This is a genomic window from Stenotrophomonas sp. Steno-Z1, assembly GCF_056393175.1.
The window spans coordinates 859,543-879,052 of record NZ_JBWJPB010000001.1 but is presented as its reverse complement, the minus strand read 5'-3'; the positions used below and the strand labels follow the sequence as shown (position 1 = coordinate 879,052).

Genomic DNA, 19,510 nt, shown 5'->3' with positions numbered 1-19,510 from the left:
ATGAGCGATATCCAATGGAGCGATGGTGCTCCGATCTACCGTCAGCTGAAGGAACGCGTGATCGCCATGATGCTTGACGGCATCATCAAGCCTGGCGACGCCCTGCCCTCGGTCCGGCAGGTCGCCGCCGAGTACCAGCTCAACCCCATCACCGTATCGCGCGCTTACCAGGAACTGGCTGACGAAGGCCTGGTCGAGAAGCGCCGCGGGCTGGGCATGTTCATGACCGAGGAAGCGGCCACGCAGCTGCGCAGCAGCGAGCGCGACCGGTTCCTCAATGAAGAATGGCCGCTGGTGCTGGAGCGCATCCAACGCCTGGGCCTGAATCTCGACGAATTGCTGCCCCAGGGGAAATCCTCATGAATGCCGTTGCAAGTGATGTCGTCATCTCCGCCCGCGGCCTGCGCAAGGCCTACAAACAGACCCTGGCGCTGGACAACACCAGCTTCACCATCGCCCCCGGCCGGATCACCGGCCTGATCGGCCCCAACGGCGCCGGCAAGACCACCCTGCTCAAGGCCCTGCTCGGCCTGACCACGGTGGAAGGCGAGCTGCAGGTGCTCGGGCTGGACCCGGCCGTGCAGCGCAATGCGCTGATGAACGAGGTGTGCTTCATCGCCGACGTGGCCGTGCTGCCGCGCTGGATGAAGGTGCGCGAGGCGATCGACTTCGTCGCCGGGACCCACCCGCGCTTCGACCGCGCCCGCTGCGAACGCTTCCTGGCCTCGACCAAGCTGCAGCCCAGGCAGCGCGTGCGCGAATTGTCCAAGGGCATGATCGTGCAGCTGCACCTGGCCCTGGTGATGGCCATCGATGCCAAGGTCCTGGTGCTGGACGAGCCGACCCTGGGCCTGGACATCCTGTACCGCAAGGAGTTTTACCAGCGCCTGCTGGAAGACTACTTCGACGAACAGAAGACCATCATCGTCACCACCCACCAGGTCGAGGAGATCGAACACATCCTCACCGATGTCATGTTCATCCGCGACGGCCGCATCGTGCTGACCACCGACATGGAGGACATCGGCGAGCGCTACAGCGAAGTGCTGGTGTCGGCCGAGACGCTGGAGGCCGCGCGCGCGCTGCAGCCGATCGACGAACGCTCGCTGCCGTTCGGCAAGACGGTGCTGCTGTATGACGGGGTGCCACGCGCCCAGCTCACGCCCTTGGGCGAGATCCGCAGCCCCGGGCTGGCGGACCTGTTCGTGGCCATCATGAAGGGAACCTACGCATGAACACCGTCCACCACCCCATCAGCAAGGCCAGCACCTTCAAGTGGATGCTCAAGCGCGAGTACTGGGAGAACCGCGGCGGGTTCCTGTATGCCCCCCTGATCGCCGGGGCGATTTCGCTGGTAATGAGCCTGGTCGGGATCCTGTTCGGCCTGCTGGCGATGCATCGTGCCGCCAAGAGCGGCAACTTCGTCATCGACGATGAAAACGTCAACGTCAACGGGCTCGACCTGGCCCTGCTCACCCAGAAGCTCGACGCGGAGGCCCTGCACAACCTGGCCAACGGGCTCGACCTGACCTTGATCCTCAGCTCGCTGTGGCCATTCATCGTGCTGGCCTTCGTGGTCTTCTTCTACTGCCTGGGCGCCCTTTACGACGACCGTCGCGACCGCAGCATCCTGTTCTGGAAGTCGCTGCCGCTGTCCGATACCCAGACAGTGCTGTCCAAGGCGGTGAGCGCGTTGCTGGTGGCGCCGGTGATCGCGGTGTTCGCCTCGATCCTGACCATGTTCGGCTTCCTGCTGATCATCAGCGTGGTGGTGCTGGCGCACGGCGGCAACCCGATGACCCTGATCTGGGGGCCGGCCAGTCCGTTGAGCATCGTCGCCGGCCACCTGTCCTGGATCCCGGTCTACCTGTTGTGGGCGCTGCCGAGCGTGGGCTGGCTGCTGCTGTGCTCGGCCTGGGCCAAGACCAAGCCGTTCCTGTGGGCGGTGATGCTGCCGCTGTTCGCCGGCATCATCGTCAGCACCACCCACCTGATGGGCGCCTTCGGCAGCACCAGCGGCTGGTTCTGGAAGAACATCGTGGGCCGCCTGCTGCTGGGCACCCTGCCGGGCAGCGATGTGTTCTACCGCACCGACCAGCTGCGCGCGGTGATCGGCGACCGCGACAACCTGGTCGCCGCGCTGGCCCCGTCCAACCAGCTGCTGGCACTGAGCGTGCCGGACATCTGGATCGGCGCCGCGATCGGCGTGGTGTTCATCATCGTCGCCATCCGCCTGCGCCGCCGCGCCGGCGAAATCTGACCGCCCGCCCTTCGACCCACCGTTCCCAGGAGTCGCACATGATCCGCACCCTCGCCGTCGCTTCCCTGCTGTTGCTGCCGCTGTCCGCGCTGGCCGACGAACCGCAATGCAAGTTCAACGCACCACGCGAGCTCAAGCTCGACCTGGCCGGTGCCAAGGCCGTGGTGTTCGAGGTCAACCAGCACGACCTGGTGCTGACCGCCGGGCCCGGCCCGGCCCAGCTCGGCGGACGCGCCTGCGCGTCCAACGCCGACTGGCTGCGCGAGCTGACCGTGACCCAGCACAAAGTGGACGGCAAGCTGGTGGTGCGGCTGCTGCGCGAAGGCCGCAACCACGTCACCACCGGCGGCAACTACGCCTACCTGGACCTGCGCGGCAGCGTGCCGGACACCCTGCTGGTACAGATGAAGGTGGGTTCCGGCGACGCCAGCGTCAGCGGCGCGCACTCGCTCAGTGCCGACGTCGGCTCGGGCGACATCACGCTGCGTGACATCAAGGGCCTGGTCACCGCGGCGATCGGCTCCGGCGACGTGGATCTCGACGGTGCCGGCGCACTCAACGTGCTGTCGGTCGGCTCGGGTGACTTCAAGGCACGCAACGTACGCGGCAACGCCACGATCGGCACGGTCGGCTCCGGCGACCTGACGCTGCATGGTGTGCAGGGCAACGTGGAGCTGGGCACGGTGGGCTCGGGCGATGTCGACCTGCGCGAGGTGAAGGCCAACGTCAGCGTCGGCAACGTGGGTTCGGGCGATCTGGAAATCCGTGGCGTCGGCGGCAATGTCAGCGTGGAGCGGCATGGCTCCGGCGATGTCACCGCGCGCGATGTCGGCGGCAACCTCACCGTGGCCAACAGCGGCAGTGGCGACATCCGCCACAGCGGCGTGGGCGGCCGCGTGCAGTTGCCCCGCGGCAAGTGACCTCTACTTTCATCCCAAGGAATGCGCGCATGACCACCCGACTGCTGCTGCCCACCCTGCTGCTGTGCCTGCCGCTGGCGGCCTGTGGCAACCACGATGCCGACAAGGCCGCCACCGCTTCGGGCAAGGGTGCCTCACCCACGGCCGAGACCACGTCGGTGGGCAGGACCGTGCAGGAGGCCACCGACAAGGCCCGCGCGGAGATCGCCAAGAAGAACATCAGCATTTCCAACGGCCAGTCGGACAAGGCCGAGATCACCCCGCAGGGCGAGCTGCTGATCAACGGCAGGACGGTGACCACCACCGCCAGCCAGCGCGCACTGCTGGTGGACTACCGCAAGCAGGTCGAGGCCCTGGCCGGGGCCGGCATGGACATCGGCGTGGCCGGGGCCAACCTGGGCGTGAGCGCGGCCGGCGAGGCGCTCAAGGGCATCCTCGCCGGGGATACCCAGGGCATCGAAGCGCGGGTCAACGCCGAGGCCGGCAAGATCGAGGCGCAGGCCAGGAAGCTGTGCGCCCTGCTGCCGGGGATGATGGCCAAGCAACAGGCGCTGGCGGCCGAACTGCCGGCCTTCAAGCCCTACGCCACGATGGACCAGAGCGACATCGACGACTGCGGCAAGTAAGCGCCACCGCTGCGACGTTGGGTCGCAGCCCGGCCCGCAGGCAAGGGGGGAGGACTAGAATGGTCCTCCCCCTTTTCATGTCTGCCACCTGCCCATGAAGAAGCTGTGCCTGCTCCTGTTCGCCCTGTTCTGCGTGGCCGCCACCGGTTGCGACCAGGAATACCGCAACCACCGCGCCGAGCGCGGCAAGCCGAAGATCACCGTCAGCGACGGCATGCTCACCGTGCGCCGCGCGCCGGCGCCGAACATCATCGTGCTGCCCAACGGCCACATGAAGATCGACGAGATCGAGATCCCGCTGGACGCCAGCCAGCAGGCGCTGCTGCAGGGGATGTTCGGCCAGCTCCAGGTGCTGCGCCAGAACACCCTCACCGATGCCCCGCCGGACCCGGCCAAGCGTTCGGTCAAGATCCAGGTCCCCGAGGGCATGCAGCCGATCCCGCCGGACCTGGTGCAGCGGATTCCGGAGTTCAAGGACTACACCGAGACCTTCGACAACCTGCAGGCCGATCGGCACTGACGGTCTGATCGCGCGGGGGTCGGTGGGGCGGGCGCTGGGCCCCCATGCCCTTTCCGGCGAATGTCCTCCGGCGTCGGCCTGCGGCCGACACCTCCCCCTTTATTTCGCCTCCAAGGGCATGGGGGCCCAGCGCCCGACCCACCGCCCAGCGTCAAAACAGCCTTGGCGTCTACCTTCTTGCCGCAAGCCTAGCCCCGCAGCGGCCGGTAGGCTCCCGGGCAAAATAAAGGAGGAGGCCGCCAGGCCGGGGGACACTACGCAAGGGGCCTACCGGCCGCTATGGAACCCCCACGCGCGCGGCACGCCCGAACGGAGACCCGCCCCCCTCACGCGTGACCCGGACACTTCCGCCACGCGCGCATCGCCGGACGCCATCCGCCATGCAACAAGCCGCTACCCGCCGCTGGCAGGAGAGCCAAAAAAAACGGGCCTTTCGGCCCGTTTTTTCGTTCTTGGCCTGGGCGTCAGCCGCCGCCGCTACTGCCGGCATGGATGCCGCCGGCGGTCAGTGCTGCCGGATCGAGCAGGGTGCGCAACTCGGCCTCGGACAGGCCACTGTCTTCCTTGGCCACGTCCAGCACCGGGCGCTGCTCCTTGTACGCGCGCTTGGCGATCGCCGCCGCCTTCTCGTAGCCGATGATCGGGTTCAACGCCGTCACCAGGATCGGATTGCGGTCCAACGCCTCGCGGACGCGGTCCTCGCGCACCTTCAGCCCCGCGATCGCCGTATCCGCCAGCAGCCGCGAGATGTTGGCCAGCAGCCCGATCCCGTCCAACAGGTTGGCCGCGATCAACGGCAGCGTCACGTTCAACTGGAAATTGCCGGTCTGCCCCGCCACGGTGATCGCGGTGTGGTGGCCGATCACCTGCGCGCACACCATCACCGTCGCTTCGGGAATGACCGGGTTGACCTTGCCCGGCATGATCGAGCTGCCCGGCTGCAATGCCGGCAGTTCGATCTCGCCCAGGCCGGCCAGCGGACCGGCATTCATCCAGCGCAGGTCGTTGGCGATCTTGATCAACGCCACCGCCAGCGCATTGAGCTGGCCCGACACTTCCACCGCGTCGTCCTGCGCGGCCAGCCCCTCGAACTTGTTCTCGGCACTGTCGAACTTCACACCGGTCTGCTGCTTGAGCAGCTTGGTCACGCGTTCGCCGAAGCGCGGATCGGCGTTGATCCCGGTCCCGATCGCCGTGCCACCCAGCGGCAACCGGCGCAGCCGCTTCAGACTGTCCTCGATGCGCTCCTGCGCCGAGGCCAACTGCGCCGACCACGCACCGAACTCCTGCTCGAAGGTCAGCGGCATCGCGTCCATCAGGTGGGTGCGGCCGGTCTTGACCACCTTGCGCAGGCTGCGGCCCTTCTTGTCGATGGTCTTGCGCAGGTGCACCAGCGCCGGCAGCAGCTGTTCCTGCACGCCCAGAAGCGCCGATACGCGCAGCGCGGTGGGAATCACATCGTTGGAGCTCTGCCCCTGGTTGACGTGGTCATTGGGGTGCACGGCCAGCTTGCCCGCCTTGCCGGCGCGGTTGGCCAGCGTGGCGATGACCTCGTTGGCGTTCATGTTCGAGGACGTGCCCGAACCGGTCTGGTACACATCGATCGGGAAATGCGCGTCGTGCTGGCCACTGGCCACCTCCGCCGCAGCCGCCTCGATCGCCTTGCCGATGTTCTTCGGCAGGTGGCCCAGTTCGACGTTCACCGCCGCCGCCGCGCCCTTGACCAGCCCCAGCGCGCGGATGAAACCACGCGGCATGCGCTGCCCGGACACCGGGAAATTGTTCACCGCCCGCTGCGTCTGCGCGCCCCACAACGCATCATTGGGCACCTGCAGCTCGCCCATGCTGTCGTGTTCGATCCTGAAACCCTTGCTCATTGCATCACTCCGCGTTTCTTTCGGTTTGGAAAGGGAACCTGCGGCTGGCAACGGGCCTGATTCCCTGGCTGGCGGCTCTCGGCACGATACTCCCAAGGCGGACCGAAACCCAAGGGCGCGGGTGATCGGCTAGACTTGGGATTCGTGTTCATTCAGAAAGCCTTCCGCCCCCATGGGTGACGACCCCCACAGTAGTCCCTGGCCTGCCCATGCGCAGTGCCCCGCCCCTTCCGTCACCGCGCCTGCCGCGCCGTTGACCGGGGTCCGCCGATGATCGGCAACCTGCTCCTGCTGCTGCTTGCCTTCGGCCTGGTGCTGCTCAACGGCTTCTTCGTGGCCGCCGAGTTCGCCCTGGTCAAGCTGCGCCACACCCAGGCCGTGGGCCTGGCCGAGAGCCACGGCTGGCGCGGGCGCCTGCTGCTCAACGTGCACTCGCACCTGGATGCCTATCTTTCGGCCTGCCAGCTCGGCATCACCCTGTCCTCGCTGGGCCTGGGCTGGGTCGGCGAGCCGGCCTTCGCGCACCTGCTGCAGCCGCTGTTCGACGCGCTGGGCATGGGCGCGGAGGCCTCGCAGCTGACCTCCTTCATCATCGCCTTCAGCGTGATTTCGTTCCTGCACATCGTGCTGGGCGAACTGGCGCCGAAATCGATGGCGATCCGTCGCCCGGACCGCATGTCGCTGTGGACCGCCGCGCCGTTGTACCTGTTCTACTGGGCGATGTACCCGGCCATCTGGCTGCTCAACAACAGCGCCAACGCGCTGCTGCGGCTGGCCGGCTGGGGCGACGTGGAGCACACCTCGCACCGCTACTCGCGCGAAGAGCTCAAGCTGATCGTCGGCCGCCAACAGCCCACCGACAGCGCGCCCGACCACGGCCTGACCCTGATGAGCCATGCGCTGGAGCTGCCTGAACTGGTGGCCGGCGACCTGATGCGCCCGCGCGACCACATGCGTTCGTTCCGCGACGGCATGGCGCTGGCCGAGGTGATGGCCGAGTTCGCCGAAAGCCGCTACAGCCGTTACCCGTGGTTCGACCGCGACGGCGAGGATGTGCTGGGCATCCTGCACATGAAGGATCTGCTGGTCGAGATCGCCCGTGGCAACCCCACCAACGACCTGCGCGCGCTGCTGCGCCCGGCCAACCTGATCGCACTGGAGACCCCGGTACCCAGCGTGCTCGAACGCTTCCGCACCGGCACCACCCACCTGGCGCTGTGCGTGGAAGAGCACGGCCGCATCCTGGGCTTCTTCACCCTGGAGGACCTGCTGGAGGTGGTGGTGGGCGATATCGAGGACGAGCACCCGCACATCGTCAAGGACGCGCCCACCCGCGGCGCCGATGGCAGCCTGCTGGTCGCCGGCTCGACCTCGATCTTCCGCCTGGAGCGCCTGCTCGGCCACGACCTGGAGGCGCCCGAACACCTCAATTCGGTCGGCGGGCTGATCGTCCACCAGCTCCAGCGCCTGCCCGACGAGGGCGAGCAGCTGGAGATCGACGGGCACCAGTTCACGGTCAAGCGCATGGCCGGGCACCGCATCCAGGCCGTCACCGTACGCATGGCACAGGCCGAGGCCCCCGGGGCAGCGTAGAATGACGGCCCCCGCCGTCATAGCCCCGCGCCTGCCATGTCCGAATTCGCCCTGCTCGCCCTGTCCCCGCTCGATGGCCGCTACGCCGGCAAGGTCGACGCGCTGCGCCCGATCTTCTCCGAATACGGCCTCATCAAGGCCCGCGTGAAGGTCGAAGTGGAATGGCTGCTGGCACTGGCCAACGAGCCGGGCATCGTCGAACTGGCGCCGTTCTCGGCCGCCGCCACCGCCCGCCTGCGCGCCCTGGCCGATGACTTCGCCCCGGCCCACGCCGCGCGGGTCAAGGAGATCGAGCGCACCACCAACCACGACGTCAAGGCCGTGGAGTACTTCATCAAGGAACAGCTCAAGGCCGACGCCGAGCTGGGGCCCGCGCTGGAATTCGTGCATTTCGCCTGCACCAGCGAAGACATCAACAATCTCAGCTACGGCCTGATCCTGGAGCAGGCCCGTCGCGACGTGCTGCTGCCCAGCCTGGACGGCGTGACCGCCACGCTGCGCGCCCTCGCCCACGCCCAGGCCAGCCAGCCGATGCTCTCGCGCACCCACGGCCAGACCGCCTCGCCCACCACCCTGGGCAAGGAAGTGGCCAACGTGGTCGCCCGCCTGGAGCGCCAGCGCCGCCAGATCGCCGCGGTCGAGCTGACCGGCAAGATCAATGGCGCCGTGGGCAACTACAACGCCCACGTCATCGCCTACCCGGCGGTGGACTGGCCGGCCTTCGCCAAGCGCTTCGTGGAAAGCCTCGGCCTGGTGTTCAACCCGTACACCACCCAGATCGAACCGCACGACAACGTCGCCGAGATCGGCGATGCCGCGCGCCGCGCCAACATCATCCTGATCGACCTGGCCCGCGATATCTGGGGCTACATCTCGCTGGGCTACTTCAAGCAGAAGCTCAAGGAAGGCGAGGTCGGCTCCTCGACCATGCCGCACAAGGTCAACCCGATCGATTTCGAAAACGCCGAAGGCAACTTCGGCATCGCCAACGCGCTGTTCGAGCATTTCAGCGCCAAGCTGCCGATCAGCCGCTGGCAGCGCGACCTCACCGATTCCACCGTCCTGCGCGCGGTCGGCACCGCCTTCGGCCACACCCAGGTGGCCCTGGACTCGCTGGCCAAGGGCCTGGGCAAGCTGACCGTCAACCCGGAGCGCCTGGACGCCGACCTCGACGCGTCGTGGGAAGTGCTGGCCGAGGCCGTGCAGACCGTGATGCGTCGCCATGGCCTGCCCAACCCGTACGAGCAGCTCAAGGCCCTCACCCGCGGCCAGGGCATCACCGCCGAGTCGATGCAGGCCTTCGTCGAGTCGCTGGACCTGCCCGAAGACGCCAAGCAGGGCCTGCGCGCCCTGACCCCGGGCGGCTACATCGGCCTGGCCGCGGACCTGGCCAAGGCGATCTGACGATCGCGCCCACCGTGTGACATGGAAGGGACGCTGGCGCCACCAGCGTCCCTTTTTCGTTGTGGCCGACCGCGCAGCCGGGCATGGCCCGGCGCCACCGCAGGATTCGATCCCTGCACTGCGTGACCCGGGCGCACGCACCGCATCGGCCGTCGGTTGGAATCGACCGTACCCCGCGCATCGCCGCGCCACGACCAACGCCCCACCCCGCGACACCCCACCGCAGGTGCACATCCGCGCCAACCAGCGGACAATAGCCCCGCTCGCGCCGGCCCGCGCCGCGCCCCGTTTTCCGTCTATACGCTCCAAGGATTCCCCCATGGCTGCCCGCAAGACCAAGACCCCCGTCATCGAAATCCAGGCCCGTCCCGGCCTCCCGCTCGGCATGCCCGCCGCCGTGTTCCTGCGCGACTACTGGCAGAAGCGCCCGCTGCTGATCCGCGCCGCCTTCCCCGATTTCCAGACCCCCGTCCAGCCCGAAGACCTGGCCGGCCTGGCCTGCGAGGAAACCGCCCTGGCCCGCCTGATCACCCACGATCGCGCCACCGATGGCTGGACCGTGCGCAGCGGCCCGTTCCAGGAAGAGGAATTTCCCGGCATGCCCGACCACGACTGGACCCTGCTGGTCCAGGACGTCGACAAGTGGGACCCGGACGTACGCGCCCTGATCGGCCACTTCGACTTCCTGCCGCGCTGGCGCATGGACGATGTGATGATCAGCTTCGCCGCCACCGGCGGCTCGGTCGGCGCCCATGTCGACCAGTACGACGTGTTCCTGCTGCAGGCCCATGGCCATCGCCGCTGGCAGATCGACGCCAGCGAATCGACCAAGGGCAAGCGCCCGCCGCTGGACTTCCGCGACGACGTCGAGCTGAAGCTGCTGCGACGCTTCAAGCCCACCCATGACTGGGTGCTGGCCCCCGGCGACATGCTCTACCTGCCGCCCAACGTCCCGCATAACGGCGTGGCCGAAGATCCCTGCCTGACCTTCTCCTTCGGCATGCGCGCGCCCGCCTCGGCCGAGCTGATCAGCGACTACCTGGACACCCTGATCGAGGGCGCCGACGAATCCATCCGCTACCAGGATCCGGACCTCACCCTGCCCGAGGACCCGAACGAAATCGACGTGGTGGCCATGAACCGCGTGGTCGACGCGCTCAACGCCATCCGCATGAACGACCCGGACAAGCTGGGCGACTGGTTCGGCCGCTTCATCACCACCTACCGCGCTGCCGGCGAGGTGATGCCCGGCGGTGAGCCTGTGCCGCGCGAGGAGATCGAGGCCGCACTGGCCGCTGGCCTGGACCTGCAGCGCCATCCGTGGGCGCGCATGGCCTGGCGCCGCGCCAAGCGCGGGGCAAGCCTGTACTGCAGCGGCCTGGAGTTCGCCCTGCCGGTCAAGGACGCGCAGGTGCTGGCCGCGACCGAGCAGCTCGGCGCCGCGCTCTACCAGAAGCTCTCGGCCAAGGGCCGCGATGCCGTCCAGGACCTGGTCTCCGGCGGCTATTACCAGCTGTTCGACGCCCAGGCCTTCGATGACGAAGACGAGGACGAGGCGGAGTACGAGGACGAGGACGGCACCTTCGCCGACGACGCCGTCGTCGACGGCACCGCCGCGGTCGAGGTCGACGACGCCCAGCCCGACGTCCACGAAGTGACCATCCATGAGGACGGCATCGAAGTGATCGTCGATTTCGACGACAGCGACGACCAGGACGACGGCAAGCCCGCCTGAGCATGGCCACCGGCATCCAGGTCGAGATCGTCCCCTACCCGGCCCAGCGCGACGCGCTGCACCGGGTCCGGCACCGCGTGTTCGTTGACGAACAACAGGTGCTGGCCCACCTGGAGATCGACGCGCTCGACCCGCTCAGCGTGCACGTCCTGGCGCGTAGCGGCGACGGCACGCCGGTCGGGGCCGGCCGGCTCACCCCGGATGGCCGGATCGGCCGGATGGCCGTGCTGGCCGATTGGCGCGGCCACGGCGTCGGCGAAGCGCTGCTGCTGGCCCTGGTCGAGGTGGCCCGGGCCCGCGGCTGGCCCGAGGTGACCCTGCATGCCCAGCTGCCGGCCCGGGTGTTCTATACCCGGCAGGGCTTCCTGCCGCACGGCGAGGTGTTCGAGGAAGCGGGCATCGCCCACCAGCACATGCGCCGGGTGCTGACAGGGGCGGCCCAGATCGATAATGCCGAGGAGGCGGTGGCGATCACCACCGCCGTGGTCCACCGTGCCCGCCGCCAGGTGTGGATACACAGCCGCCAGCTCGACCCCGGCCTGCTTGACGCCCCGCCGGTGCTGGAGGCCCTGCGCCGCTTCGCCACCGCCCGCCACGACAAGCAGGCCTGGCTGATCGTCCACGACCCAGCGGCCATCGCCCACGCCGGTTCACCCCTGCTGGGGCTGCTGCAGCGGCTGCCCAGCGTGTTCCGCCTGCGCCAGCCAACCGACCCGATCGACCGCGCACTGGCCTCGGCCTGCCTGCTCAACGATGCCGGCGACTACTACTTTCGTCTCAGCGGCCAGCGTTTCGATGGCGAGGCAGGGCTCTCGCTGCCAGCACGTTCGCGACCGTTGCAGGACGGTTTGCAGCGCGTATGGGAACGTTCGCGGGAATGCAGCGAACTACGGGCCATCGGCCTGTAGCTCACGCCACGGGCTCGAACCTGTCTGGGAATGACACCGCAGGTCCTGCCACGGCCGCCGCGGTGCCCCTTCCTGTCCCGATGGGGGTACAATTTGTGGAGTTAGATACCGCCCGCGCAGGGCTATTCACTTTTCCCTGCCGGATCATCGAAGCCTTACCCCACAAGCGAATCCGACCCTCCATCGTGGACAATCTACTGAAGCAGTTTGCGCAGTCTTCGCAGCTCGCCGGCGGCAACGCCTCCTATATCGAGGATCTGTACGAGCAGTACCTCGTTTCTCCGGACAGTGTCGATCCCAAATGGAAGACCTACTTCGACGGCTTCAAGGGCCGCGAAGCCGGTGACATTCCGCACTCGGCCGTCATCGCCCACATCACCGACGCTGCCAAGAACGCTGTCAACAGCGGTTCTGCCACCGGTGCCGGCGATGAGCGCGAGCGCAATGTCGGCCGTCTGATCACCGCCTACCGTTCGCGTGGCCACCTCGGTGCCCGCCTGGACCCGCTGGGCCTGACCCCGCCGACCAACCCGCCGGACCTGGGGCTGCCGTTCCACAGCCTGTCCGAGAGCGACCTGGGCAGCGAGTTCAGCACCGGCGGCATCGCCGGCCAGCCGCGGATGAAACTGCGCGACCTGCTGGAGCGCCTGAAGAAGACCTACACCGGCTCGATCGGTGCGGAATTCATGCACATCTCCGAGGTCGAGCAGCGCCAGTGGCTGTACCAGCGCCTGGAAACGGCCGGTGGCAACTACAACCTGGATGCCGACACCCAGCGCCGCACCCTGGAGCGCCTGACCGCGGCCGAAGGCCTGGAGCGCTACCTGCACACCAAGTACGTCGGCCAGAAGCGTTTCTCGCTGGAAGGCGGCGATGCGCTGATCCCGATGATGGACACCATCATCCGTGACGCCGGCAAGGATGGCGTCAAGGACGTGGTGATCGGCATGGCCCACCGCGGCCGCCTGAACGTGCTGGTCAACACGCTGGGCAAGAGCCCGCGCAAGCTGTTCGACGAGTTCGAAGGCAAGTTCGAGCACGACGACCACGCCTCGGCCGGTGACGTGAAGTACCACATGGGCTTCTCCGCCGACGTCTCCACCCCGGGCGGCGCCGTCCACCTGGCGCTGGCGTTCAACCCGTCGCACCTGGAAATCGCCGACCCGGTCGTGGCCGGCAGCGTGCGCTCGCGCCAGGAACGTCGTGGCGATACCGCCCGCAAGCAGGTGATGCCGGTCCTGATCCACGGCGACGCGGCCTTCTCCGGCCAGGGCGTGGTGATGGAGCTGTTCCAGATGTCCCAGGCCCGCGGCTTCGCCGTCGGTGGCACGGTGCACATCGTGGTCAACAACCAGGTCGGTTTCACCACCTCCAACCCGCTGGACACGCGCTCCACGCGCTATGCCACCGACGTGGCCAAGATGATCGCCGCGCCGGTGCTGCACGTGAACGGGGATGACCCGGAAGCGGTCGTGTTCGCCGCGCAGCTGGCCTTCGAGTTCCGCCAGAAGTTCGCCAAGGACGTGGTCATCGATCTGATGTGCTACCGCCGTTGGGGCCACAACGAGGCCGACGAACCGGCGATCACCCAGCCGCTGATGTACCAGGTGATCCGCAAGCACCAGACCACCCGCGAGCTGTACGCCGCGGCGCTGGAAGCTGCCGGCGTGATCGAAGCGGGCGGCGGCAAGGCGATGGTCGATGCCTACCGCAACAAGCTCGATGCCGGTGAAGTGACCACCGAGCTGGCCCAGGTCGAAAAGACCCCGGCCACCAGCAGGATGTACGTCGATTGGCCCAAGCTGCTCAACGGCAAGCTCTCCGACGCGGTCTCCACCGCCGTCGGCATGGAGAAGGTCAAGCAGCTCGCCACGCTGATCAACACCGTGCCCGAAGGCGTGGAACTGCACTCGCGCGTGGCCAAGGTGTACGACGACCGTCGCAAGATGGCTGCCGGCGAGATCCCGGGCGACTGGGGCTTTGCCGAAAACCTGGCTTACGCCACCGTCCTGGACGAAGGCAACAGCCTGCGCCTGGTCGGCCAGGACGTCGGCCGCGGTACGTTCACCCACCGCCACGCGATCCTGCACGACCAGAAGACCGACAACTACTACCTGCCGCTGCGCCAGCTGGTCGAGTCGCCGGAACAGGCCACCATCATCGATTCGCTGCTCAGCGAAGAAGCGGTGATGGCCTATGAGTACGGCTTCTCCACCACCGATCCGAACACCCTGTGCATCTGGGAAGGCCAGTTCGGCGACTTCGCCAACGGCGCCCAGGTGGTGATCGATCAGTTCATCGCTGCCGGCGAAGCCAAGTGGGGCCGCATCACCGGCCTGACCCTGCTGCTGCCGCACGGTTACGAAGGCCAGGGCCCGGAGCACAGCTCCGCACGCCTGGAGCGTTTCCTGCAGTTGTGCGCGCTGGAGAACATGCTGGTGTGCGTGCCGTCGACCCCGGCGCAGGCGTACCACATGCTGCGTCGCCAGATGCGCATGACCACCCGGAAGCCGCTGATCGTGATGTCGCCCAAGTCGCTGCTGCGCCACAAGCTGGCGGTGTCCAGCCTGGAAGAACTGGCCAATGGCGAGTTCCAGCACCTGATCGGCGATGCCAACGCGGAGGCCAAGAAGGTCAAGCGCGTGGTGCTGTGCTCGGGCAAGGTCTACTACGACCTGCTGGAAGACCAGACCAAGCGTGGCCAGGACGATGTGGCCATCATCCGCGTCGAACAGCTGTACCCGTTCCCGCGCGTGGCCCTGGCCGCAGAACTGAAGAAGTACGGCAAGGCGGCCGATGTGGTGTGGTGTCAGGAAGAGCCGCAGAACCAGGGTGCCTGGTACCAGATCCGCCACCACCTGCAGGCCTGCCTGGCCGATGGCCAGAGCATCCATTACGCAGGTCGCGCCCGTTCGGCGTCGCCGGCCGCTGGACACATGGCGGACCACATCATCGAACAGCAGAAGCTGATCGCCGATGCCCTGGTCAACCCGTTCAACGACTCGGTCGCTGAATAACCCCCTCCCTCATTCTAGAAAAGACAAACCAGGAAGCTCCCGCATGGCCACCGAAGTCAAAGCCCCGGTACTGCCCGAATCCGTCGCCGACGGCACCATCGCCACCTGGCACAAGAAGGTCGGCGATGCCGTCAAGCGCGATGAAAACCTGCTTGATCTGGAAACCGACAAGGTCGTCCTGGAAGTGCCGTCGCCGGTCGATGGCGTGCTGAAGGAGATCAAGTTCGAGGTGGGCGCCACCGTGACCTCCAGCCAGGTCGTGGCCGTCATCGAAGAAGGCGCCGCGGCGGCTGCCCCGGCTGCGGAAGAGAAGAAGGCCGAGGCCGCCCCGGCAGCCGCAGCACCTGCTGCCGCTGCGCCGGCCGCTGCCGCCGCGCCGGCCCCGGCCGCCAAGTCCTCCGCCGATGCCCTGCCCCCGGGTGCCCGCTTCACCGCGATCACCGAAGGCGTGAACCCGGCCGACGTGGACGGCACCGGCCGTCGCGGCGCGGTGACCAAGGAAGACATCGTCAACTTCGCCCGCAACGGCGGCGCCGGCAAGGCCGGTGGCGCACGTCCGGAAGAACGCGTGCCGATGACCCGCATCCGCAAGCGCATCGCCGAGCGCCTGATGCAGTCCAAGAACAGCACGGCCATGCTGACCACCTTCAACGAGGTCGACCTGTCCAAGGTCTCGGCCGCGCGCAAGGACCTGCAGGACGAGTTCGTCAAGGCCCATGGCATCAAGCTCGGCTTCATGAGTTTCTTCGTGAAGGCCGCCGCCAACGCGCTGCAGCGCTTCCCGCTGGTCAACGCCTCGATCGACGGCGACGACGTCATCTATCATGGCTACTCGGACATCTCCATCGCCGTGTCGACCGACAAGGGCCTGGTCACCCCGGTGCTGCGCAACGTCGAGCGCATGTCGTTTGCCGACATCGAGAAGACCATCGCCGACTACGCCAAGAAGGCCCGTGACGGCAAGCTGAGCCTGGAAGAACTGCAGGGCGGCACCTTCACCGTGACCAACGGCGGCACCTTCGGCTCGCTGCTGTCGACCCCGATCATCAACCCGCCGCAGAGCGCCATCCTGGGCATGCACGCCATCAAGGAGCGTCCGATCGCCCAGAACGGCCAGGTCGTGATCGCGCCGATGATGTACCTGGCGCTGTCCTACGACCACCGCATCATCGATGGCAAGGACTCGGTGCAGTTCCTGGTGGACATCAAGAACCAGCTGGAAAACCCGGGCCGCATGCTGTTCGGCCTGTAAGACCGCCTACCCCTCCGCGCCTGCGCGGAGGGGTATTGGTTTTACGGCACGGTGCACCCTGCTCTCTCCCCGGCGCCTGCGCGCCACCGGCTTCGACCGAAGCTCGGGACTGCAACAAGGAATATCTCAATGGCTGAACAATTCGACGTCGTCGTCATCGGTGCCGGCCCGGCCGGCTACCATGCCGCCATCCGCGCCGCGCAGCTGGGTCTGAAGACCGCCTGCATCGACGCTGCCCTGGGCAAGGACGGCAAGCCGGCCCTCGGTGGCACCTGCCTGCGCGTGGGCTGCATTCCGTCCAAGGCGCTGCTGGATTCCTCGCGCCAGTTCTGGAACATGGGCCACATCTTTGGCGACCACGGCATCAGCTTCAAGGATGCCAAGATCGACGTCGAAGCGATGGTTGGCCGCAAGGACAAGATCGTCAAGCAGTTCACCGGCGGCATCGGCATGCTGTTCAAGGCCAACAAAGTCACCGCCTATTACGGCTTCGGTGAGCTGCAGCCGGGCAACGTGGTCAAGGTCACCCAGCACGACGGCGCCATCGTCGAGCTCAAGGGCACCAACGTGATCATCGCCGCCGGTTCGGATTCGATCGAACTGCCGTTCGCCAAGTTCGACGGCGAGACCATCGTCGACAACGTCGGCGGCCTGGACTTCACCGAGGTCCCCGCCCGCCTGGCCGTGATCGGCGCCGGCGTGATCGGCCTGGAACTGGGCAGCGTCTGGAAGCGCCTGGGTTCGGAAGTGACCATCCTGGAAGCCCTGCCGGACTTCCTGGCCGCCGCCGATACCGAGGTGGCCAAGGCGGCCGCCAAGGAATTCAAGAAGCAGGGCCTGGACATCCGCCTGGGGGCCAAGGTCTCCAAGGCCGAAGTGACCGCCAAGGGCAAGAAGAAGGAAGTCGCCCTGACCTACACCGACGCCGAAGGCGAGAAGAGCCTGATCGTGGACAAGCTGCTGGTGGCCGTCGGCCGTCGCGCCGCCACCAAGGGCCTGCTGGCCGAAGGCACCGGCGTCAAGATCAACGAGCGCGGCCAGATCGAAGTGGACGACCACTGCCACACCGGCGTGGATGGCGTCTGGGCGGTCGGTGACTGCGTGCGCGGGCCGATGCTGGCGCACAAGGGCTTCGAGGAAGGCATCGCGGTGGCCGAACTGATCGCGGGCCTGCCGGGCCACGTCAACTTCGACACCATCCCGTGGGTCATCTACACCGAGCCGGAGCTGGCCTGGGTCGGCAAGACCGAGCAGCAGTTGAAGGCCGAAGGCATCCCGTACAAGGCCGGCAGCTTCCCGTTCGCCGCCAACGGCCGTGCCGTGGCGATGATCGAGCCGGCCGGTTTCGTGAAGGTGCTGGCGCATGCCGAAACCGATCGCATCCTGGGCATGCACCTGGTCGGCGCCAACGTCTCCGAACTGGTCCACGAAGGCGTGCTGACCATGGAGTTCAGCGGCTCGGCCGACGACCTGGCGCGCATCTGCCACGCCCACCCGTCGCTGTCCGAAGCCGTGCACGACGCCGCCATGGCCGTGAGCAAGCGCGCCATCCACAAGGCGAACTGATCGCCCTGCGGATCGTGTAACGAAAAACCCCGCCAAGGCGGGGTTTTTTGTGCGTGCTTGCCCGGTGCCAACCACTGCCGGCGGCGCCTCGAACATGGCTCCGGTGGTCCGGGCTGCTGGCGGCGCGTCGACCCTCTCTGGTAGCGCCGGCGCGATTTTGTCAGCAGCACTGCAAGCCCAGCCAGGTCTGCGACAGATCCCGCGCGGCCAGGTCCTGCCGGCGGACCCAGGCGTACAGCTTTCCCGAATCGCCCCACATCGCCTCGTCGTCCGAATCCAGCTGCAGCAGCATCGCCCAGTCGGCCACACCAGCCGCCAGCGCAGCGGCGCGGGGATCGCCATATCCGCTCGGGTCGCCGCAATACAAGCCATGGCTGACCAGCTGCGCTTCCAGTGCCATGTCGCCCTGCACGTTATGCGACCACCCGCCCAGACCGTGCCGCTCGCGCGGCGTCGGGGAGCCCAAGTCGGCGATATCCTCCACCAGTGCGTAGTAGCCCTCCTCGGCCGCGTCGTCCCAGCCCAGCCCGGCGTCACGCAGCGCCTGCGCCACCTCTTCGCCCTCGGACGTAAACGAATGCGGCAGGCTCCAGGCCTGATGGAACGCCAACGCGGACGGCACCAACGCGGCCTCCGCATCCGGCGGAGGCAGGCGCCGCAACCCGTCCGCGTCGAACAGGCCGATGACATGCCCGCTGCGATCGGCCGGGTCATAGCCCCACGGTTGCGTCTCGGTGTCGTAGAAGAACGACAGCACGCCCTGTGCGGGCAGATCCAGCCCGCACTGCAGACCCTGCACGTCGGCCAGGTTGATCTGCAGCAGGAAGTCCAGCGCCCTGCCCTTGTGGTTAGGCCATTCAAAGCCGGCGGGGACATCCGGCCCGCCGCCGATCCGCGATGCGCCGATCGGTGCATCCGTCTCCGCGCGGCGACTGAACCCTACGCGCGGCCGCAGCCACGGCCGCAGCACGCCGACATGCGCGCCGAACCCATGCGATGCGCAGAGCGCCGTGAATTCCTGTTGAGTCAGCGTCATGACCACCTCCCTGTCTGAAAGCAGACAGCAGTCTAGGCGCAGCACCGACAAAACCGGTAGAGCGGGCCGCTGGCCGGCTCCACGCAATGTCCACAAGCCGGCCACCGGCCGTGCCCATCGACATCACGTACGTGTCCGGATCGTCTCCGGCGCGGCCGCAGCCGGCACCTTCGGCGCGTCCTCACAGACCCGATGCTGCGCGACCACCTCGCCCACTTTCCATTCCTTCACCACCCGGCAGTGTTGCTTCGGCGCGTCCTTGCCAGCCGCAGGCTCGGCACCCACCTGACCAGGTTGCTGCCGTTCCACCCACGCCTTGGGCGGTTCGGCGGCGAACGCAGGCGCCGCCAACCACAGCGCGACCAGTCCAGCGCACAGCCGGCTCATGCGGCCACCGGGCCGCCGCCCAGCAGTCGCGCCGGCAGCATGAACAGCGCGCGCAGGAACGCGAACAACGCCGAGAAGGTGATCCCGACCAGGCGGAACGGCAGGCTCAGCAGCCACACGAACGGCCAGGCCACCAACGCCAGGATCGCCAGCGGCCAGCACAGCACGAACAGCAGGCACCACACGCCCAGCGCGAACAGGGTCTTCATCATCGGTCTCCACCGCACGGGGCGTCATTGCCCACGGCTCTACACTGCGACCGCGCCGATCGGCCGGCAAGCCGCATGCGACGAACATCGACCAGCGCCGACGAACGTGGGAATACGCGGATGAATAACAGCACGACACAGCGGAAGGGGGCAGAGCCGAGCCATGCTCGGCTGCCTACACGTGGAGGTAGAGCCGAGCC

The 19,510-nt window shown here is 67.5% G+C and carries 17 protein-coding genes; 13 read left to right on the top strand and 4 right to left on the bottom strand.

Annotated elements, in window-relative coordinates; translation table 11 throughout:
- The 6 genes from AC06FD_RS03795 (at position 1) to AC06FD_RS03770 (ending at position 4,326) form a co-directional block, all read left to right on the top strand.
- Positions 1-363, top strand: a complete 363-nt coding sequence (locus AC06FD_RS03795; RefSeq protein ID WP_019185943.1) for a GntR family transcriptional regulator — start codon at positions 1-3, stop codon at positions 361-363.
- Positions 360-1,235, top strand: a complete 876-nt coding sequence (locus AC06FD_RS03790; protein ID WP_259203266.1) for an ABC transporter ATP-binding protein — start codon at positions 360-362, stop codon at positions 1,233-1,235. The genes AC06FD_RS03795 and AC06FD_RS03790 overlap by 4 nt, the downstream gene beginning before the upstream one ends.
- A complete protein-coding gene (locus AC06FD_RS03785; protein ID WP_259203267.1) occupies positions 1,232-2,260 on the top strand; it encodes an ABC-2 transporter permease in 1,029 nt (342 codons plus the stop codon). The genes AC06FD_RS03790 and AC06FD_RS03785 overlap by 4 nt, the downstream gene beginning before the upstream one ends.
- 38 nt (positions 2,261-2,298) lie before the next feature.
- Positions 2,299-3,180 carry a GIN domain-containing protein gene (locus AC06FD_RS03780; protein ID WP_449335654.1) on the top strand — a complete coding sequence of 294 codons (882 nt, stop codon included), beginning with the start codon at positions 2,299-2,301 and terminating at the stop codon, positions 3,178-3,180.
- Positions 3,181-3,209: 29 nt separating this feature from the next.
- The gene (locus AC06FD_RS03775) at positions 3,210-3,806 is read left to right on the top strand and encodes a DUF2884 family protein (protein WP_449335655.1); all 597 of its coding nucleotides are present in this window, start codon (positions 3,210-3,212) and stop codon (positions 3,804-3,806) included.
- 94 nt (positions 3,807-3,900) lie between these two features.
- A complete protein-coding gene (locus tag AC06FD_RS03770) occupies positions 3,901-4,326 on the top strand; it encodes a hypothetical protein (protein WP_259203272.1) in 426 nt (141 codons plus the stop codon).
- Between the two features lie 464 nt (positions 4,327-4,790).
- Here AC06FD_RS03770 and AC06FD_RS03765 read toward each other — a convergent pair whose 3' ends face one another.
- Positions 4,791-6,203 carry a class II fumarate hydratase gene (locus AC06FD_RS03765; RefSeq protein ID WP_478077005.1) on the bottom strand — a complete coding sequence of 471 codons (1,413 nt, stop codon included), beginning with the start codon at positions 6,201-6,203 and terminating at the stop codon, positions 4,791-4,793.
- Between the two features lie 270 nt (positions 6,204-6,473).
- Here AC06FD_RS03765 and AC06FD_RS03760 point away from each other — a divergent pair, with 270 nt between their 5' ends.
- The 7 genes from AC06FD_RS03760 to lpdA all read left to right on the top strand — a co-directional run bounded on the left by AC06FD_RS03760 (position 6,474) and on the right by lpdA (position 17,678).
- Complete coding sequence (locus AC06FD_RS03760; RefSeq protein ID WP_478077004.1) at positions 6,474-7,796, top strand: hemolysin family protein; 1,323 nt, start codon at positions 6,474-6,476, stop codon at positions 7,794-7,796.
- 36 nt (positions 7,797-7,832) lie between these two features.
- Complete coding sequence (purB, locus tag AC06FD_RS03755; RefSeq protein ID WP_394162630.1) at positions 7,833-9,200, top strand: adenylosuccinate lyase; 1,368 nt, start codon at positions 7,833-7,835, stop codon at positions 9,198-9,200.
- A gap of 319 nt (positions 9,201-9,519) precedes the next feature.
- Entirely contained in the window at positions 9,520-10,935 is a 1,416-nt protein-coding gene (locus AC06FD_RS03750) for a ribosomal protein uL16 3-hydroxylase (protein ID WP_259203277.1), read from the top strand.
- A gap of 2 nt (positions 10,936-10,937) precedes the next feature.
- A complete protein-coding gene (locus AC06FD_RS03745) occupies positions 10,938-11,843 on the top strand; it encodes a GNAT family N-acetyltransferase (protein ID WP_478077003.1) in 906 nt (301 codons plus the stop codon).
- 185 nt (positions 11,844-12,028) lie between these two features.
- Positions 12,029-14,860 carry a 2-oxoglutarate dehydrogenase E1 component gene (locus tag AC06FD_RS03740; RefSeq protein ID WP_478077002.1) on the top strand — a complete coding sequence of 944 codons (2,832 nt, stop codon included), beginning with the start codon at positions 12,029-12,031 and terminating at the stop codon, positions 14,858-14,860.
- A 43-nt stretch (positions 14,861-14,903) separates the two neighbouring features.
- Positions 14,904-16,112 (top strand): dihydrolipoyllysine-residue succinyltransferase, encoded by a 1,209-nt coding sequence (gene sucB, locus AC06FD_RS03735; protein ID WP_259203283.1) that lies wholly within the window; start codon positions 14,904-14,906, stop codon positions 16,110-16,112.
- 129 nt (positions 16,113-16,241) lie between these two features.
- Positions 16,242-17,678 carry a dihydrolipoyl dehydrogenase gene (gene lpdA / locus AC06FD_RS03730; protein WP_259203284.1) on the top strand — a complete coding sequence of 479 codons (1,437 nt, stop codon included), beginning with the start codon at positions 16,242-16,244 and terminating at the stop codon, positions 17,676-17,678.
- Positions 17,679-17,838: 160 nt separating this feature from the next.
- Here lpdA and AC06FD_RS03725 read toward each other — a convergent pair whose 3' ends face one another.
- From AC06FD_RS03725 to AC06FD_RS03715, 3 genes are all read right to left on the bottom strand, one after another.
- Positions 17,839-18,714 carry a YwqG family protein gene (locus AC06FD_RS03725; RefSeq protein WP_478077001.1) on the bottom strand — a complete coding sequence of 292 codons (876 nt, stop codon included), beginning with the start codon at positions 18,712-18,714 and terminating at the stop codon, positions 17,839-17,841.
- A 123-nt stretch (positions 18,715-18,837) separates the two neighbouring features.
- Entirely contained in the window at positions 18,838-19,101 is a 264-nt protein-coding gene (locus tag AC06FD_RS03720) for a hypothetical protein (protein ID WP_478077000.1), read from the bottom strand.
- Complete coding sequence (locus AC06FD_RS03715; RefSeq protein WP_478076999.1) at positions 19,098-19,310, bottom strand: hypothetical protein; 213 nt, start codon at positions 19,308-19,310, stop codon at positions 19,098-19,100. The genes AC06FD_RS03720 and AC06FD_RS03715 overlap by 4 nt, the downstream gene beginning before the upstream one ends.
- Between the last annotated feature and the right edge of the window lie 200 nt (positions 19,311-19,510).

Bases quoted from the DNA above. Each gene is read 5' to 3' on its own strand.
- AC06FD_RS03795 (WP_019185943.1), top strand. From the start codon at position 1: ATGAGCGATATCCAATGGAGCGATGGTGCTCCGATCTACCGTCAGCTG.
- AC06FD_RS03790 (WP_259203266.1), top strand. From the start codon at position 360: ATGAATGCCGTTGCAAGTGATGTCGTCATCTCCGCCCGCGGCCTGCGC.
- AC06FD_RS03785 (WP_259203267.1), top strand. From the start codon at position 1,232: ATGAACACCGTCCACCACCCCATCAGCAAGGCCAGCACCTTCAAGTGG.
- AC06FD_RS03780 (WP_449335654.1), top strand. From the start codon at position 2,299: ATGATCCGCACCCTCGCCGTCGCTTCCCTGCTGTTGCTGCCGCTGTCC.
- AC06FD_RS03775 (WP_449335655.1), top strand. From the start codon at position 3,210: ATGACCACCCGACTGCTGCTGCCCACCCTGCTGCTGTGCCTGCCGCTG.
- AC06FD_RS03770 (WP_259203272.1), top strand. From the start codon at position 3,901: ATGAAGAAGCTGTGCCTGCTCCTGTTCGCCCTGTTCTGCGTGGCCGCC.
- AC06FD_RS03765 (WP_478077005.1), bottom strand. From the start codon at position 6,203: ATGAGCAAGGGTTTCAGGATCGAACACGACAGCATGGGCGAGCTGCAG.
- AC06FD_RS03760 (WP_478077004.1), top strand. From the start codon at position 6,474: ATGATCGGCAACCTGCTCCTGCTGCTGCTTGCCTTCGGCCTGGTGCTG.
- purB (WP_394162630.1), top strand. From the start codon at position 7,833: ATGTCCGAATTCGCCCTGCTCGCCCTGTCCCCGCTCGATGGCCGCTAC.
- AC06FD_RS03750 (WP_259203277.1), top strand. From the start codon at position 9,520: ATGGCTGCCCGCAAGACCAAGACCCCCGTCATCGAAATCCAGGCCCGT.
- AC06FD_RS03745 (WP_478077003.1), top strand. From the start codon at position 10,938: ATGGCCACCGGCATCCAGGTCGAGATCGTCCCCTACCCGGCCCAGCGC.
- sucB (WP_259203283.1), top strand. From the start codon at position 14,904: ATGGCCACCGAAGTCAAAGCCCCGGTACTGCCCGAATCCGTCGCCGAC.
- lpdA (WP_259203284.1), top strand. From the start codon at position 16,242: ATGGCTGAACAATTCGACGTCGTCGTCATCGGTGCCGGCCCGGCCGGC.
- AC06FD_RS03725 (WP_478077001.1), bottom strand. From the start codon at position 18,714: ATGACGCTGACTCAACAGGAATTCACGGCGCTCTGCGCATCGCATGGG.
- AC06FD_RS03720 (WP_478077000.1), bottom strand. From the start codon at position 19,101: ATGAGCCGGCTGTGCGCTGGACTGGTCGCGCTGTGGTTGGCGGCGCCT.
- AC06FD_RS03715 (WP_478076999.1), bottom strand. From the start codon at position 19,310: ATGAAGACCCTGTTCGCGCTGGGCGTGTGGTGCCTGCTGTTCGTGCTG.